This window comes from Pseudoalteromonas sp. M8, assembly GCF_018141365.1.
Classification (GTDB): Bacteria; Pseudomonadota; Gammaproteobacteria; order Enterobacterales; family Alteromonadaceae; genus Pseudoalteromonas.
The window spans coordinates 3,587,375-3,604,599 of sequence record NZ_CP047240.1 but is presented as its reverse complement, the minus strand read 5'-3'; the positions used below and the strand labels follow the sequence as shown (position 1 = coordinate 3,604,599).

Annotated in this window: 16 protein-coding genes; 11 read left to right on the top strand and 5 right to left on the bottom strand. The window is 43.8% G+C overall.

The window, feature by feature from the left end; all coding sequences use genetic code 11:
• Positions 1-52: 52 nt before the first annotated feature.
• The 5 genes from cgtA (at position 53) to glsB (ending at position 4,100) form a co-directional block, all read left to right on the top strand.
• Positions 53-1,210 carry an Obg family GTPase CgtA gene (cgtA, locus tag GSF13_RS21020; protein WP_010374580.1) on the top strand — a complete coding sequence of 386 codons (1,158 nt, stop codon included), beginning with the start codon at positions 53-55 and terminating at the stop codon, positions 1,208-1,210.
• A 379-nt stretch (positions 1,211-1,589) separates the two neighbouring features.
• Complete coding sequence (gene folA / locus GSF13_RS21015) at positions 1,590-2,081, top strand: type 3 dihydrofolate reductase (RefSeq protein ID WP_029215928.1); 492 nt, start codon at positions 1,590-1,592, stop codon at positions 2,079-2,081.
• A gap of 79 nt (positions 2,082-2,160) precedes the next feature.
• The gene (locus tag GSF13_RS21010; protein ID WP_010607605.1) at positions 2,161-2,532 is read left to right on the top strand and encodes a DUF3718 domain-containing protein; all 372 of its coding nucleotides are present in this window, start codon (positions 2,161-2,163) and stop codon (positions 2,530-2,532) included.
• 207 nt (positions 2,533-2,739) lie between these two features.
• Positions 2,740-3,096 carry a ribosome-associated translation inhibitor RaiA gene (gene raiA, locus GSF13_RS21005; RefSeq protein ID WP_010374586.1) on the top strand — a complete coding sequence of 119 codons (357 nt, stop codon included), beginning with the start codon at positions 2,740-2,742 and terminating at the stop codon, positions 3,094-3,096.
• 86 nt (positions 3,097-3,182) lie between these two features.
• Positions 3,183-4,100, top strand: coding sequence for a glutaminase B (gene glsB / locus GSF13_RS21000; protein WP_174169737.1), 918 nt, complete (start codon positions 3,183-3,185; stop codon positions 4,098-4,100).
• Positions 4,101-4,183: 83 nt separating this feature from the next.
• Here the strand turns inward: glsB and GSF13_RS20995 are convergent, their stop codons facing one another.
• A complete protein-coding gene (locus GSF13_RS20995) occupies positions 4,184-5,488 on the bottom strand; it encodes an inosine/guanosine kinase (RefSeq protein WP_174169738.1) in 1,305 nt (434 codons plus the stop codon).
• Between the two features lie 259 nt (positions 5,489-5,747).
• On the opposite strand from GSF13_RS20995, the gene tadA reads away from it, so the two are divergent.
• Entirely contained in the window at positions 5,748-6,248 is a 501-nt protein-coding gene (gene tadA / locus GSF13_RS20990) for a tRNA adenosine(34) deaminase TadA (RefSeq protein ID WP_099030450.1), read from the top strand.
• On the opposite strand, the gene GSF13_RS20985 is transcribed toward tadA, so the two are convergent.
• On the bottom strand, positions 6,245-6,427 hold the full coding sequence (locus GSF13_RS20985) for a hypothetical protein (RefSeq protein ID WP_174169739.1): 183 nt from the start codon (positions 6,425-6,427) through the stop codon (positions 6,245-6,247). The genes tadA and GSF13_RS20985 overlap by 4 nt on opposite strands.
• 129 nt (positions 6,428-6,556) lie before the next feature.
• The gene (gene mltF / locus GSF13_RS20980) at positions 6,557-7,987 is read right to left on the bottom strand and encodes a membrane-bound lytic murein transglycosylase MltF (protein ID WP_069022778.1); all 1,431 of its coding nucleotides are present in this window, start codon (positions 7,985-7,987) and stop codon (positions 6,557-6,559) included.
• Positions 7,988-8,188: 201 nt separating this feature from the next.
• Here mltF and purL point away from each other — a divergent pair, with 201 nt between their 5' ends.
• The 5 genes from purL to GSF13_RS20960 all read left to right on the top strand — a co-directional run bounded on the left by purL (position 8,189) and on the right by GSF13_RS20960 (position 15,242).
• Positions 8,189-12,073, top strand: a complete 3,885-nt coding sequence (purL, locus tag GSF13_RS20975) for a phosphoribosylformylglycinamidine synthase (protein WP_211866993.1) — start codon at positions 8,189-8,191, stop codon at positions 12,071-12,073.
• Between the two features lie 104 nt (positions 12,074-12,177).
• The gene (locus GSF13_RS24850) at positions 12,178-13,296 is read left to right on the top strand and encodes a hypothetical protein (RefSeq protein ID WP_249122724.1); all 1,119 of its coding nucleotides are present in this window, start codon (positions 12,178-12,180) and stop codon (positions 13,294-13,296) included.
• Complete coding sequence (locus tag GSF13_RS24845; protein ID WP_249122723.1) at positions 13,275-14,729, top strand: YdbH domain-containing protein; 1,455 nt, start codon at positions 13,275-13,277, stop codon at positions 14,727-14,729. Before GSF13_RS24850 ends, GSF13_RS24845 begins: the two co-directional genes overlap by 22 nt.
• Positions 14,730-14,732: 3 nt before the next feature.
• Positions 14,733-14,912 (top strand): YnbE family lipoprotein, encoded by a 180-nt coding sequence (locus GSF13_RS20965; RefSeq protein ID WP_010374602.1) that lies wholly within the window; start codon positions 14,733-14,735, stop codon positions 14,910-14,912.
• Between the two features lie 9 nt (positions 14,913-14,921).
• Positions 14,922-15,242, top strand: coding sequence for a YdbL family protein (locus GSF13_RS20960; protein WP_010607614.1), 321 nt, complete (start codon positions 14,922-14,924; stop codon positions 15,240-15,242).
• A 66-nt stretch (positions 15,243-15,308) separates the two neighbouring features.
• On the opposite strand, the gene GSF13_RS20955 is transcribed toward GSF13_RS20960, so the two are convergent.
• Positions 15,309-15,851: a DUF1415 domain-containing protein gene (locus tag GSF13_RS20955; RefSeq protein WP_211866991.1), complete on the bottom strand. Its 543-nt coding sequence runs from the start codon at positions 15,849-15,851 to the stop codon at positions 15,309-15,311.
• A 3-nt stretch (positions 15,852-15,854) separates the two neighbouring features.
• Entirely contained in the window at positions 15,855-17,123 is a 1,269-nt protein-coding gene (gene waaA / locus GSF13_RS20950; protein WP_211866989.1) for a lipid IV(A) 3-deoxy-D-manno-octulosonic acid transferase, read from the bottom strand.
• Positions 17,124-17,225: the final 102 nt, after the last annotated feature.

Genomic DNA, 17,225 nt, shown 5'->3' with positions numbered 1-17,225 from the left:
GCTGCTGCTATAATGGTGTAGTGAATTCAGACAGAGTTAAAGAGTTTAAACCATGAAGTTTGTCGATGAAGTAGAGATTAGAGCGGAAGCCGGAGATGGGGGCAGTGGTGTCGTTTCATTCCGCCGCGAAAAGTTTGTGCCAGATGGTGGCCCAGACGGTGGTGATGGTGGCGATGGCGGTAGTGTATTCCTGCAGGCTGATGAAAATTTAAATACGCTTATCGACTATCAGTTTGAACGCTTTCACAGGGCTGAGCGTGGTACCAATGGTCAAGGTCGTAATTGTACCGGTAAAAAAGGTCAGGACTTAGTACTTAAGGTACCAGTTGGTACAAGAGTTACAGATGTCGATACTGAAGAGTGTTTAGGTGATTTGACCAAAAATGGACAAAAGCTGATCGTAGCGAAAGGTGGGTATCATGGCCTTGGCAATACGCGTTTTAAGTCAAGTACTAATCGCGCACCAAGACAGAAAACACTAGGTACTCAAGGTGAAGTTCGTAACCTTCGCTTAGAATTAATGCTGCTTGCAGACGTTGGTTTATTAGGTCTGCCAAATGCTGGTAAATCTACGTTTATCCGCAGTGTATCTGCTGCCAAACCAAAAGTCGCTGACTATCCATTTACCACGCTAGTGCCTAATCTAGGTGTTGTAAGACCAGAAGCGAGCAAGTCATTTGTAATTGCTGATATCCCAGGCCTAATTGAAGGTGCAGCGGACGGCGCTGGCCTTGGCATTCGTTTCTTAAAGCACTTAGAGCGCTGTCGAGTGTTATTGCACATTATTGATGTGATGCCGGTTGACGGTAGTGATCCTGTCGAGAATGGCTTCGCTATTATTAACGAACTGCATCAGTACAGCCCTAAATTAGCGGAAAAGCCTCGTTGGTTAGTGCTAAATAAAGTGGATTTATTGCTTGAAGAAGAAAGAGAAGAAGTATGCGCTCGTATTGCTGAAGAGCTAGACGCAGAAAACTTTTATATGATCTCTGCTGCAAACAAGTTAAATACGCAACCTTTATGCTTTGATATCATGAACCTTCTTGAAAGCATGCCAAAAGATAAATTCGAAGAAGAGCAGCAAGAAGAAGTTGAATTTAAGTGGGACACATACCACAGACATGCAACTAAAAATGATAAGAGCGACGATGATGACTGGGATGATTGGGATGACGACGACTATGATGTTGAAGTTATTTACGAGCGTTAAGTTACATTGAATTTATTCTAGAGGCCCATTAAATGGGCCTTTTTTATGCCTATTTGAACGGTATATTACTTCAACTCAGTATTCTCGCCGCAATTGTATTGAAGATGATATACTAATCAACCTGAACTCGGGATAACAACTTGTTCTCTAGCAGCTGTTATCCCTTACTACTGCGTTAAATTTGTTTGCAATAGGCCAGCTATTGATGCACAAATTTGCCTTGTATTAAGAAATAACTTCTGGCTAGAGTGATACTACGCTTTTGAGCTTAGTGATTTTAGTGGATTAACTTACTTCTTATCCCGAGTTCAGGTTAATCAAACATCTTGCATGCTAATTGTATGTATAAACTAATACTAAAATACTATAAAGGTGCGTTGTGGTAATTTCAATGATAGCTGCGATGGCAAATAACCGTATTATCGGAAAAGATAACGATATGCCGTGGCACTTACCTGCAGATCTTCAACATTTCAAAAAGGTTACGCTAGGTAAACCTGTGATCATGGGTCGAAAAACATTTGAGTCTATTGGTAGGCCTCTGCCGGGTCGTAGAAACATAGTGATATCCAGAAATCTTGACTACACTCAGGAAGGTATAGAGGTCGTCGCTTCGCCTGAAGCCGCATTGAGTACTGTTGAAGGGTGTGACGAAATTATGATAATTGGTGGTGGTCATATATATGACATATTTCTACCTTATGCTCAGCGACTCTATTTGACCTTCATCGATTTAGAGGTTGAAGGGGATACTCAATTTCCTGACTACGAGCAGGTTGCTGAATGGGAAGTGCTTGAAACTGAGTGTAACGAACCTGACGAGAGAAATAACCATAGTTATAAATTCGTAACTCTGAACAAAAAACTATGAGTTTCTTGCTAACAATTGTTTAGGTTGCTAAAATATAGCCAGTTATATGCTACGAATAAAGTATTAAAGGGTCTGTGTAATGAAATTAACTACCGTGCTACTGTCAGCTTCCATCGCTGTTGCTGCTTTTTCTTTCAGCAAACCGGTAAGTGCAAACGATCAGTTGGCGCTTTCTATATGTGAATATATCGCTGCGGACGATAAAAATCGCATTCGTAACGCTTTGAAAACATCACGCCTTAAAATGCGTAATGTTTACGATGCAATTCAGTGCAACGGTAATAACTTACTAAGACATGCAATTGCTAGTAACGCAAACGATGCTGGGGAATACATTATTAAAAGTATTCCAAAAAGCGCGTTAGAAGACGGTAAAGATTTAGCATGGGCTGAGTCAAACCACGGTGGTTCAGCATTGATTGCTGTCATCAAAGAGCGTGCAGGCCTTTAATTGTAAAGTTTAACGCAATATGAAAAGAGCCCTTACTAGGGCTTTTTTATGCCTGGATTTATTATCGCGTAATTTTTCTAGAAATGTTTTTTTGATTAGAATCAGCTTCCTTCCAATTTTTGTAATAAATTTTTGCTAAGGCTCTTGAGAAATCGAGTAATCGTGCCAATACTATTGTTAAGGGTAAACGCAAAAGAAGGATTGCATATGAAGATTAATTTATCTGGCCATCACGTAGATGTAACCGATGCTGTTAAAAACCACGTTCATGAAAAGTTTGCCAAGATCGCTAACCATTTTCCGTCGTTGTTATCCCTAGACATCATCGTCAGCAAAGAACACAAACAATTTTACACGGAGATAAGTACAAACTACGCTGGTAGCCGAATATCGGTAAAAGGTGAAGACGAAGTGATGTATCCTGCTATTGCCAAAGCGTCTAAAAAGTTGGATGCAGCTTTGAAGCACCGAAAAGGTCAGTTAAAAGCCAATAAACATCAGAAGCCGGTGAGTACAACGCCACCTATTGCGCACGAGATCATTCAAGAAATGGAACTGAAATAACCATAGTTTCAGATAAACATCAGGCCCTACGGGGCCTTTTTTGATACACTTCCCCAATCATCCTAGCTAGCCTTAATTACGAGCATATGCCAAATTACCAAGAAATTTTAGAACAGGCTGTGCAGCGAGTTCAACCGTTGTTACGCCAAGGCAAAGTTGCTAACTATATTCCAGCTTTAGCTGAGCAGCCATTAGAACAATTTTCTGTTTCACTGCATACGGTAGATGGCGAAACTTATAGTGCCGGAGATACTGAAGCCAGATTTACGATTCAATCAGTATCCAAAGTAATGACATTGACGTTAGCGCTGCAGCGCTATGGTGACGAGCTTTGGAGTCGGGTAGGGAAAGAGCCTTCGGGTACAGCTTTTAACTCCTTAACTCAGCTTGAGTTCGAAAATGGCATTCCAAGAAATCCATTTATAAATGCAGGTGCCATTGTAACTTGTGATGCGCTGTACTCTCGTTTATCTGCTCCAATTCATACCATGCTAGAAAGCTATAGAGCGATGTCTGGTAACGACAAGCTGTGTATTAATAAGGTTGTGGCGCAGTCTGAATATGATCACAGGTATAGAAATGCAGCGATGGCTTATTTGATGAAGTCATTTGGCAATTTTAATAATGAAGTCGAGGATGTGTTGTGGTCATATTTCAATTTTTGCGCAATTGAAATGAATACCACTGAGTTGGCGAAGTCATTTTCCTATCTGTCTAGTCAGGGTTACTGCAACTTATCAAAACAGCGGATACTTACCAAAAAGCAAACCAAGCAAATGAACTCGCTGTTGTTTACGAGTGGTCTTTACGATGCAGCTGGTGACTTCGGTTATCGAGTGGGGATGCCTGGCAAGTCTGGTGTCGGGGGGGCGATAATCGCCATCGTACCCAATCGTTTTACGGTTTCGGTATGGTCGCCAGGGCTTGATAAAGTTGGTAACTCTTTGGCTGGGATCGCGGCATTAGAATACCTATCCAACGAACTTGGTACTGCTATTTTTTGATGCCAAGTTATATACAAACTAGCTGATATAAAAATAGCGACCGAAGTCGCTATTTTTACCAATCCTAAACAAGCTAAGAACCGTTATTGTTCCCAGTATGATTGCTCTAGTGAGTCTTCACGCTCAGGTAGGCCTCGCGATAACCTTGGAGAGTGTTGAACGAGTACCTCGTAGCTTGCACGGTTTGCATACTTGCTTATCTGTGCCAGCGATGAATAGGTAATTGCACTTTGCTCATGTTTTGCTGAGTTTGGTACATTTAGTTTATGGTATTCATTGGCACAAATATCATGCAAAACAGCGGCAAGAGCGCAGTCACCTGCACCATTAGTATTCTTGATGATGTCTGGTCCACCCATATAAGGAGCGGTATGGCTGTATGCTCTGATAGGCTGTTCACACTGGGCTTTTTTCATTGCGCGTGAGAATTCGTAGCGATTAAATTCAGGAATAGCACCGGGAAGTAATGGGTATTCAGTCACACGCTTACAGCAGTCATCAACATAACCCGCCATAAACAACCCTTTAGGGCCCGCAGTACAGATGACCAGATCAACCCAGTCCAGTGCTTTATCCGCAGCGAGAAGTGGATCGCTAAAGCCTGTGATCGCCTCTCCTTCTTCTTCGTTCATCGCAAGGATATCAACATGTTTAGCAACGAAGTCAGCCCACCATTTGGGGTCTTGTTCAATTAAGAACTTAGTACCAAGCGTCAATACTACGGGTATGCCGGCATTATTGGCATACTCAACCGCCTGCATTGTTGCTTGTGTCATGGTTTCATCGCCACTTGTACGCATTAAGTAAGCGCTGATCACTAACGCCGATGATTCTTCGATAAGCGTTTGGCAAATAGACTCAGGACGTAGGTGATTCATTAATCCTGCGCTGATAGCAAAAGTTCGCTCACCACTGTCATCAATAAGTGTAAAACAACGACCAATGGGGCCATCAACTGGCTGCAAGTAGTCTAGATCAACTCGGCTTGAGGTGTTACATAAAAATTTATAGGCGTAGCTGCCAATTTTTATGTTTTCACTCATCACCCCAAGTAGGACTGAGCGGTCATCTGCTAGCACCGAATAGTTGTGCATGGTGTTACCTATGGTACCGCCGGCAAATTCATAGTCGATCATGTCATCACGTTTTAGCCTATCATAAAGGGCGTTGGTGACATCATTGTCTATCACTTGTGACATACCACGCTGTAAGTGGAATTCATCAAGAAAAGCTTGATCCACTTTCGCTTCAATATCAACGACGATTTGATCTATACCACAGATATAGCTCCTTTTTAGCCGATCATCAGCGTGTAACTGGTTAATAAGCGGATCTTTATCTTCCACCGGAAAATAGTGTTTATGCCTACGGCGTCCCGGAAATTTCATATTCTACCCGTGTGTTTTTGAGCTTACGAAATAAAAAAAGCGGCGAATTATAGCGTAAATCCAACCCTGTGAGCCACGGCAAAATTGCGAAAATTATCAATAATGTCCGCAAAATATTAAAAAGATGTTGGTAACATCCTGAGTTTGCTTATAAAAGCAGCTGTATTGGTGACTGTGATTATTTAAGAATAGCAGCTTAACCAGAGCTCTGCAGGAGGTGATATACTCCATTTTAGGTGAGGACGACTATAAAATTACCATGTCAGAAGTAAAAGATGATCAATATTGGATGAAAGTGGCGTTAGCATTTGCTGACAAAGCTGAAGCGGAGAACGAAATTCCTGTCGGTGCTGTTGTAGTGAAAGATGGTGAAATGATAGCTGCGGGTTGGAACCGTTCAATTACCTGTCATGATCCTTCGGCTCACGCTGAAATGATGGCTATTCGAGAAGCTGGCAAAGTCGTTGAAAATTATCGGCTGATTGATTGCACTTTATATGTGACGCTTGAGCCATGCCCTATGTGTGCCGGTTTACTGGTCCATAGCCGCTTGAGCCGAGTGGTGTTTGGAGCCTCTGACGCAAAAACGGGCGCGGCCGGTTCGATAATGAACTTGTTACAGCATGAAAAGCTCAACCACCAACTAGAAGTTACATCGGGCGTACTGGGTGAGGCATGTGGCGAGAAGCTGTCTGCATTTTTCAAGCGCAGACGCCAAGAGATTAAAGCAGCAAAAAAGTTGAAAAACGGTAGTACTTAGGGTTGTACTACCGCAGTGGCTGTTTTCGCATCCCTTTGCTCTTCCATTTGAATTAGCGCAAAAATACGATGGCGCAAGAGCATTTTACGGTGTGTATTTTTCATCATTACACGGCGGCGATTTGGCGACGTGTATTTGGTGTTACGTTTAAATTGATGATTCCGACGTCTTCTCAACATAGAACCTCCGAATGTGAGAGATTAGGTGGGGGTACCGCCCCCAAATATTAATTTAGTATAAATACGCTATGCCTATGACAGATTTATGACCTTTTGAAGCATTTATCAAGCCAGTTTAGTAAATATAAATTACTGCTGCTTCTCGACTTCACTTGCTTTGTCTGGATTATCAACCGGAGTCGTTTGCGAAGAGGCTTTACTGCTGTCAGGTAGGAGTGCACCGTTGTCTTCCAACCATACAAGTGCATCATAATAGCGGCGAATATTATCTACATACGTTACCGCAACATCACCACGAGCATATCCATATCTTGTATTTCGATAGTAGCGCTTTTTAGTAAGTAGTGGTAGTCGTTTTTTAACGTCAGCCCAGTTATTCGGATCGCCTCCTTGATCCGCAGTAATGTTACGTGCATCTCGCACATGTCCCCAGCCCACATTGTAAGAAGCAAGGGCAAGCCAAGTACTATCGGGCTGCTGTATTTCTTCAGGCATACGGTCGAATAAAATACGTAGGTATTTGGCGCCACCTTCAATATTTTGCTGCGCATTGAGGCGGTTTGTCACGCCAACTTTTTTAGCCGTGGGTTGTGTTAGCATCATGATGCCACGAACCCCTGTTGGAGACTTAGCTCTGGGATCCCACATCGATTCTTGATAGCTGACTGCAGCCAGCAAACGCCAATCGATATTGTGCTGTTTCGAATAACTTTTAAACCACTTGAGATAGGTGGGTAAGGTACTATGTACAGCTTCGACAAAAGCTAAGGTGTTTACATAGTTAAACTCTTCGATATGACCAAAATACTTCTCTTCGAGTGTGGCCAAAAAGTTGTTTTGTTGTACTCGGGCAAAAAATGCAGGCAGCAACGCATATAACGAATCGTCTTTTTCGTTACGCATCATCCACGCCACATGTTCATCTTTTGTAACTGAAAACGCAATACTGACGGTTGGGTGGTAGCGTCTAAATAGGGCCAGTGAATGTGAGTCTGTGATGGTGTAGTCAATCTCTCCGTCAATGATGGCCTGAAGCAGCTCTTCTTCACCTTTATCTGAGACAACTTCCCAACTCAAATGAGGATGGCTTGTTTTTGCTTCTTCGAGGGCAATAACATGGTTGCTGTGTGCTAGTACGGTAATTGGCGCTTTAATATCATCAAAGTCTCTTGGCCATTCTCTCCCTTGTTTGTACACGAGCTTTTGACTGATCATTCTATACGTCGGGCCAAAACGATATTGCGCTGTTCTTGATGGGTGAAAGCTTACTGCGGAGGCAACGATATCTAAGTCCCCGGCATCTAGCCTTGCAAATAACTCATCTAAATTAAAGTAAGGAACGATGTGTAATTCAACACCAAGCTCATTGGCAAATTCACTCGCCAGTTCATATTCGAACCCTTGTTCTCCAGTGGTGCCTTGGTAGTAGTTTCCCGGGCCCGCGAGCGTGCCAACACGTAATACCTTATTTTGTTTTACATGTTGCAACTGATTAAGAGGGGCTTTGTCGCACCCAACTAAACAGATGACAACAAAGCACATAAAGATGTATTTAAACATGACCTAGGTTCTCTTTTGCGCTCGAAATCCCAACTTACCGCAGCAAAATCATAATTGCAAAAGCCGAATTAACTTAAGGTAATGATAGATTTGCATGATATTTTCTAGTTTTGACAAATTAGTGTTAATTCCGCGCGCTATTTCCACTATAATGAGCGCCCAAAGATATCGTTCAATCCTTAACCCCGGATGAAAATACCTATGTTAATCCTACGTGGTGCACCTGCACTTTCAGATTTCAAAGTCCAAAAGATCCTTAAAACCTGCGCTGCAGCTCAATTACCAGTTATCAATGTTTATGCCGAGTTTATGCATTTTGCTGATTTAACGGCTGAGCTTTCAGAGGCTGAGTTAACTAAGCTAAACAGCCTGTTAAAGTATGGACCGACTATTACGGAGCACACGCCAGAGGGCAAACTGATCTTGGTAACACCAAGGATCGGAACTATCTCTCCTTGGGCTTCTAAAGCGACAGATATTGCAAACAACTGTGGTCTTACGCAAGTACACCGTGTTGAGCGTGGTATTGCTTATTATGTTGAGGGTGAACTTACACAAGCTCAGTTCGAAGAAGTTGCACAGTTACTTCATGACCGCATGACCGAATCTGTTCATGCAGAGCTTGATGATGCTGCTAAATTATTCCGCACGGAAACGCCTCGCCCGATGTCTTCAGTGGATATTCTTGGCGGCGGCCGTGAAGCACTTGCGGTTGCGAACATTGAGCAGGGCTTTGCACTAGCTGATGACGAAATTGACTACTTAGTCGAAAGCTTTGAAAAGCTAGGTCGTAACCCTAATGACATCGAACTGTTCATGTTCGCTCAAGCAAACTCTGAGCACTGTCGTCACAAAATTTTCAACGCTGATTGGACTATCGATGGTGTAGAGCAGCCTAAGTCGCTGTTTAAAATGATTAAGAACACCTACGAAACCAATAGCGACAATGTATTGTCGGCTTATAAGGATAACGCGGCAGTAATGACTGGCTCTAAAGCGGGTCGTTTCTTCCCAAATACTGACGGCGAATACGCTTACCACGAGGAAGATATCCACATTCTGATGAAAGTGGAAACACACAATCACCCAACGGCGATTGCCCCATTCTCTGGCGCATCAACAGGTTCAGGTGGCGAAATCCGCGATGAAGGTGCAACCGGTCGTGGTTCTAAGCCAAAAGCAGGTCTTGTTGGCTTCACGGTTTCTAACCTTCGTATTCCGGGTTTTGAGCAACCTTGGGAAACTAACTTTGGTAAACCAGGACGCATTGTTAATGCATTAGACATCATGCTTGATGGCCCACTTGGTGGCGCTGCATTTAACAACGAATTTGGTCGTCCAAACCTATTGGGTTACTTCCGTACTTACGAAGAAAAAGTAGAAAGCCATAATGGCGCTGAAGTACGTGGTTACCACAAGCCAATCATGATCGCTGGTGGTTTAGGTAACATCCGTGAAGATCACGTGCAAAAAGGCTCAATCCCTGTAGGTGCTAAGCTAATCGCACTTGGTGGTCCTGCAATGAACATCGGTCTTGGCGGTGGGGCTGCTTCATCAATGGCATCTGGCCAATCAAACGAAGATTTAGACTTTGCTTCTGTTCAGCGTGAAAACCCTGAGATGGAACGTCGTTGTCAGGAAGTGATCGATAAATGTTGGCAGCTTGGTGATGATAACCCAATCGCGTTTATTCATGATGTGGGCGCGGGTGGTTTATCAAATGCATTTCCTGAGCTTGTCGACGACGGCGGCCGTGGTGGTAAATTCCAGCTGCGTAACATCCCGAACGATGAACCAGGTATGGCACCACACGAAATCTGGTGTAACGAGTCGCAAGAGCGCTATGTATTGGCTGTTGCAGCGGAAGACTTTGCTCGCTTTGAAGCAATTTGTAAGCGTGAGCGCGCACAATATGCGGTAATCGGTGAAGCGACGGAAGAGCGTCATCTAACAGTAGCTGATAGCCACTTTGATAATAATCCTGTGGACCTGCCACTAGACGTATTACTTGGCAAGCCACCTAAAATGCATCGTGACGTTGAGTCAAAGCGTGTAGTGGGTACAGCATTAGATACAGCTGGTATTGAACTTGAAGATGCAGCTAAGCGTTTACTTCGCCTACCTACGATTGCTGAGAAAACATTCCTTATCACGATTGGTGACAGAACCGTAACGGGTCTGGTTGCACGTGACCAAATGGTTGGCCCTTGGCAAGTACCAGTCGCTAACTGCGCGGTAACTGCGGCAACTTACGATACTTACCACGGTGAAGCGATGTCGATGGGTGAGCGCACCCCTGCGGCACTACTTAACTATGGAGCATCAGCGCGTCTAGCAGTAGCAGAAGCGTTAACCAATATCGCTGGTGCTAATATCGGTAGCCTAAACAACATTAAGCTTTCTGCAAACTGGATGGCGGCTGCGGGTCACCCAGGCGAAGATGCGGGTCTTTACGAAGCGGTTAAAGCAGTTGGTGAAGAGTTATGTCCTGCATTAGGCCTTACAATCCCAGTTGGTAAAGACTCAATGTCAATGAAGACAAAGTGGGATGAGAATGGCGAAGAAAAGTCAGTGACTGCGCCATTATCACTTATCATCACTGCATTTGGTCGTGTTGAAGATATTCGCAAAACAGTCACGCCTGAGCTTCGTACAGATAAGGGTGAAACCAGCCTATTCCTACTTGACTTAGGTGCTGGTCAAAACCGTCTTGGCGCGTCAAGCTTAGCGCAAGTGTACAAGCAACTTGGCGACAAAACACCTGACGTTGACAGCCCTGAGCTGTTAAAAGGCTTCTACAATGCGGTACAAGTATTAGTTGAATCTGGCAAGCTTATCGCTTACCACGACCGCTCTGACGGTGGTCTATTCACCACTGCCGCGGAAATGGCGTTTGCAGGCCATACAGGTGTGAGCATTGAATTAGATGCGCTGCAAGGTACAGACTTAGAAGTGCTATTCAATGAAGAACTTGGCGCAGTATTGCAAGTTCGCAATGATGACATTGCAGCGGTTGAAGCGGTATTTGCCGAACACGGTATTGCTGATATTGCACATCGCATCGGTACGCTAAATAGCGAAGATAAAATTATCTTTACTCGTGGCGGTCAGGCAGTACTTGAAAATACTCGCACAGAGCTTCGCACTACCTGGGCTGAGACAACTTACCAGATGCAAGCGCTACGTGATAACCCTGATTGCGCGAAGCAAGAGTTTGACGCTAAGTTCGATGACAAAGATCCGGGCCTTAACGTTAAACTAAGCTTTGATCTAAACGAAGATATCGCAGCGCCTTACATTGCAAAAGGGGTAAAGCCTCAAGTTGCCATCTTGCGTGAACAAGGCGTTAACTCACATATCGAAATGGCGGCTGCATTTAATCGTGCTGGTTTTGCGGCAATCGACGTACACATGAGCGATATCCTTGAAGGTCGCTTAACACTAGAGCAATTCAAAGGCCTAGTGGCATGTGGTGGCTTCTCATACGGTGACGTATTAGGTGCTGGTGAAGGCTGGGCGAAATCAATCCTATTCCATGACTCAGCACGTGAGCAATTCCAAGGCTTCTTCCAACGCCAAGATACTTTCAGCTTAGGTGTTTGTAATGGTTGTCAGATGCTTTCTACATTAAAAGAGCTGATCCCAGGCACGGAAAACTGGCCACGTTTTGTCACCAACAAGTCAGAGCGTTTTGAAGCGCGTTTCAGCTTAGTTGAAGTACAGCAAAGCCCGTCAATCTTCTTTGATGGTATGGCTGGCTCTCGCATGCCAATCGCGGTATCACATGGTGAAGGTCATGCTGAGTTTGCAAGCGAAGCGGCGGTACAAACGGCACTGAATTCAGGTTCAGTTGCTGTGAAGTTTGTTGATAACTACGGTGATCCAACCACTCAGTATCCAGCTAACCCGAATGGCTCACCTGCTGGTATTACAGGCATGACGTCAACAGACGGTCGTGCAACTGTGATGATGCCGCACCCTGAGCGTGTATTCAGAGCCGTTGCAAACTCTTGGCACCCAGATGAGTGGCAAGAAGATAGTCCTTGGATGCGTATGTTCCGCAATGCGCGTAAGCTAGTAGGCTAACATATTTGAAAAAGGTCACTTCGGTGACCTTTTTTATTCATGGCTCGATAATTATCTATCGGGTACACTGAAAGGGAAATAGCAATCATATTTTAGGGATACGAATGAAAAAATGGCTTTGGAGCTTAGCGTTGATACTCAGTGTTTTAGTGGGTGTTTACCTTGCCAGAGTTCCTTTGTCGCTCTGGGCCATTAAACATTTTATACCCGTTAATGAACTTCAGGTCAGTTGTCTTGACTGGCGCTTGTCGGGCTTCAATCGTATCCATATTACAAAAGCATGTGTGCAGACAGATGCGTTTAATGCCCAGCTTTATGATGCGCAACTCAGCATGCGCCAAGTCAATATTGAAAAAGCGGATATGCAACTTCTTTCGCCCAAAAAGTCAGATGCAACTCGGCCACAGCGCCTTGCATTGCCACTCGACATCACCAGACCCAAAATGCATGTTGCCAAGCTCTCTATATCTGGTGAGCCATTACCAAAGCCATTAGTCGTGTCGATTTCGGAGTCCGAGCTGAATCAATTTGTAATTTCAGGTGACATCGCTGCTGAAGTTACATTGCAGCCAGAGCGTATTGCTGCAAATGTTGACCTTAGTGGCGAGTACCTCAGCGCTTTGTTACCTCCTCAGATCCAAGCACTTTCAGGAACTAGCCAGCTTGAATTCGATGGCCTGGCTATGGACGCAAAGCTGGAACTTGAAACTTTAGTAGCGCTTGAACAGGCTGAGTGTAAAAGTACCGTTGCGTATATAGGCGCTGTGTCAGGGCGGTATGATTTAGCCACGCAGCAGGGGAAGGTAGCACTTGCCGAGCCGATTTCAGCGAAATCAACGCTTGATTGTCTTACTTCTGAATATAGTAAACTGTTACCGACCACTTGGCAGCTTCGTTTACCGAGTGAAATTACCATTTCTGCGGATTCAATCGCGACAGATTTACTTGAAGTGACAGGTAAAGATAAACCGCTACAGTTTGAAGTTAACGAGTTGGCAGTCGACTTAACTGAGCCTTTCGTCAATGGTGATATTCGCCTTGAATTTTCCGATGAAAAGTGGGGCGCGCATACACTGGCGGGAGCGCTTAGTGCGCGGCCAAATTTTGTTAATATGAGGGGGAAATCACAAGTGACCTTCAAAAGCTTACACTGCAAGATGTTATTGCTGAGAATCTCGAGCTCAATAGCCGCTTCAAAATATTGGGTGATCCAACCAAGCTAATTACAGTTGAGGCTCAGCCGAGCATATTCTCAACCCAGTTATCGACATCAGATTTGGTGATTGATAATCCATCTCTGACGTTTGACTTACATGCGCAGCTAGATGTGCCAAAACTCAAAAGTGGACATCTACTACACAGAGTCTTACCTGAAGGAATGAGTTTTGCGATAACGCTTGATTCAAAACTGCAAAACCTGAGTGTTGAGAATGTAACAGCAAAACAGAGTGCGTTGAGCGGGCGAGTTGTGCTTGAGCCTACACATGATTTTGATATCAACCTCACCTTAACCAGTGCACAGATACAACAGCAGAGTTATAAACTGAATGAGTTTGCACAGACACTGCACTGGCAAGGCTCAGTCGCGACCGGAGAAATCTTTTCAACCTTGTCGGGCAATACTAAGGTAGCAGAAGTTAACTTAGCTGATCTCAGTTTGAAAAACGTGAGCATTGACAGCAAAGGGCAGCAAAGCCGCGGATTGATGGCGTCACATGTGGTTAATATTGATGGTGTAAAGGCGTTGCTTGAGCATCAATATTCAAGCTTAAAACATCCAGCACAAATACACGTGCCCACGCAGCAGCTCACTCAACTTCAGCCATATATTGACGCATTTTTACCGAACTTAAAAATTACCCATGGTAACTTCTATGCAGTACTCGAAGGGGATTTATCCACGCGCATATTTACCTTAGACGGGAGCGTTCAAAACGGCTCTGCGTTATTTAATGAACGGCTTATTCAAAATGCAGCGATTGATGTCTTTGGTCTAATAAGTTCAGCTAATATTCAACTCAAGCCAACCACACTGAGTGTTGAAGAGTTGAGAGCTGGTGTTATCGTTCAAGCAATAACAGGCCAACTATTCAGCGAAGCAGGCGTGGCTAAACTAAAAGATATTAACGCACAGGTTTTTGCCGGTAACGTGGGGATTGATGAAGTTAGTTTGGTCTCAACGCCGCAGGTCGTTCAGGTGTCGCTAGATAAACTGAGTTTAGATCTTATTGCCGCCTCTGGGCATGATGCAGGCGTTGAGCTCAGAGGGCTGATCTCAGGCAAGTTACCAGTACAAGTATCTTCATCTGGGGTGCGTATTGATTCTGGCCATATCCATAATGTTGGTGAAGGGCTATTAAAGGTTGAAAACAATGCATCAATTAATGCGCTAAAAGAGCAGCAACCTAGCTTACAAACGGTGATTGGTGTACTTGACGAGTTGACCATTGAGCAATTGAGTAGTGGCGTAAATTTAAGTGAAGACGGCTGGTTGGACTTAGATGTTAAAATTACAGGAATTAACAAACTCCAACAACAACCAGTAAACTTTAACTATACACACTCAGAAAATGTGTTTACCTTATTACGAGCCCTACGCTTGAGCGACGAGATTACGCGCGAAGTGGAAAATGCGTTAAATAAAGAGGAGCGTTAGTGAATGAAATGGATGCTAGTGATATCAGCTTTATTGGTATTGAGTGCTTGTACTCATAAGGTGCAAGTAGAAACCAAAGAGCCTATTACGATTAACTTAAATGTAAAAGTAGATCATGAGATCCGCGTGAAAGTGGATAAAGAACTCGACAATTTATTCAGCGAAGACAGCGAGCTATTCTAAGGAGGATTTATGAAGCTAAAAGCAATCTCTACCCTAATTATTGGGCTCAGTATGAGCTTCGCCGCATTCGCAATTTCCATTGACGATGCTAAATCACAGGGTTTAGTTGGCGAAACTACATCGGGCTATCTTGGCGTGGTTAAAAATGGCCAAGGTGTACAGCAGCTAGTTGATGAAGTGAATGAAAAGCGCAAACAGAAATACCAGCAATTAGCGAAAAAGAACGGTATCACGCTTGAGCAAGTAGAGGCTTTAGCGGCTAAAAAAGCGTATAACAAAACGCAATCAGGTCATTATATTCAAGTCAATGGCAGCTGGGTGAAAAAGTAGTAATTCAAAACCTTACAAGAAAAGGCTGGCTAAACCAGCCTTTTGACTATTTAACCGTAGCTTAGGTTATTTAACCTTGTGGCATTGCTGCAGCAAATGCTGCCAAAACGCTTCCCCTTTACGTCTTGCGAGGCGGATATTATTTTCTGGGATCTGTTCAGGATCGATATAGTCTTCTAATGCTTGGGCCATACTTTCTTCGCGGATCAAGTGGAGTGTTGGGTAGGGCGCGCGGTTAGTATAGTTTGCTGCGTCATGCTCATCGCTATCAGCAAACACATAATCTGGATGAAAAGTGGCAATTTGATAAGTGCCTTCAAACCCTTGCGCTACTAATAAAGCGTTTGCTAGGTCGACGAGATCCAAAAAGTCATCAAAATTACTAAAACCCATATCAAATATAACTAGTGTTGTTTCTCGCTCTGGCTCATGGTTTAACTCTGAGCACTGCTCTAACATATCCATTACGGCATCGTCGTGGCTTATCGCTTGAGACACGAAATAATGAATGCTGTTACTTTCAACTTCCTGTCGAGCAAACGGGCAAAAGTTGTATTTTACAATGACTTGGCTAACCCAGTTTTGCATTGTAGAGATGACTGTATTCATGAATTATTCCAAGCTCTTATTGATTAGTGTCATGGTTTTAGAAATAGCCCCGGTATTTTCAACTAGTACCGATTGAGCGTTAGCACCGATTTGCGTTCGAAGCGATTTATCTTCAAATAGCGTAATAATTTGAGCGGCAAGCTTGTCCTCATCATCAACTACGATGGCACCTTGTTGCGCGATAAGTTGAGGGTATATATGCGCAAAATTATAGGTATGTGGGCCGGTTAATATTGGCACACCATGAGCCGCCGCTTCTAGTGGGTTATGACCGCCGCGCTCAATCAAGCTACCTCCAATATAGGCGATATCAGCACCACCAAATAGCCACTTTAATTCCCCTAAAGTATCCGCTAACAAGACCGAAGCTTCTGCGTCTATACCGTTACTACTCTTTCTGGTAAAAGCGATCTCTTGTTCACTGAGGTAGTCAGCAACCGCTTGAAACTGCTCGGGATGGCGAGGCGCGATAATAAGTAACGCATTACTTATCTGCTCTAATACTCGTTGATGAGCAGCAATGACTTGCTCATGCTCCTTAGGATGCGTAGATCCTGCAAGCCACATTAACCGCTCGGGGTAATTTTCTTGAAACTGTCTTGCCTTTGCAATTTCTTCTTCGGTGATTGAGATATCAAACTTGATTGAGCCAGTAATGTGAAGCTTAGATTGAACAAGCCCGAGCTTGATGAAACGCTTGCCGTCTTCTTCATTATGGGCTGCAAGCAGATCTATGTTGCTCATCAAGCCTTTCGTTAACCAAGCATGCTTTTTATAACCTTGGTATGATTTTTCAGAGAGTCTGGCATTGACTACCAAGGTTTTACATTGGTTTTGTTTGGCGTAATAAAAAAGATTAGGCCACAGCTCAGTTTCCATCACAATAAGGAGTTTGGGCTTCAAGGAATTGAAAAATTTTCTGACCGCAAAAGCAAAATCTATAGGTAAATAACAGACATGTACCTGAACCTGAGCGCGAAAAGCTTTTGTTATCTCTTCTCTACCTGTTGGGGTGTTACAGGTGATAATGATTGGAGCTGCTGCTTGTTCTTTAAGTACTGATTTTATGAGAGGTGTGGCTGCAAGCACTTCCCCAACGGAAGCGCAATGGATCACAACAGCATGTGGCGGCAGCTTGCTTAGGTTAAAGCCTAAGCGCTCTGTAAAATGAGTTCGATAGCCAGGATTTTTCCTACCTCGAATAAAATAGAGATAGCTCAATAACAAAGGGGCTAACACTAGCAACAGCAGGGAATATAAATGGCGTGCCATAGAAATTGCTTCAGCTCAAAAATCAGTATTTTACCTTGTTCCAGGGCGAAATTGAATGAACAACACAATTTTACACAGTTCAACAGATGCCTAGGGGCTTTT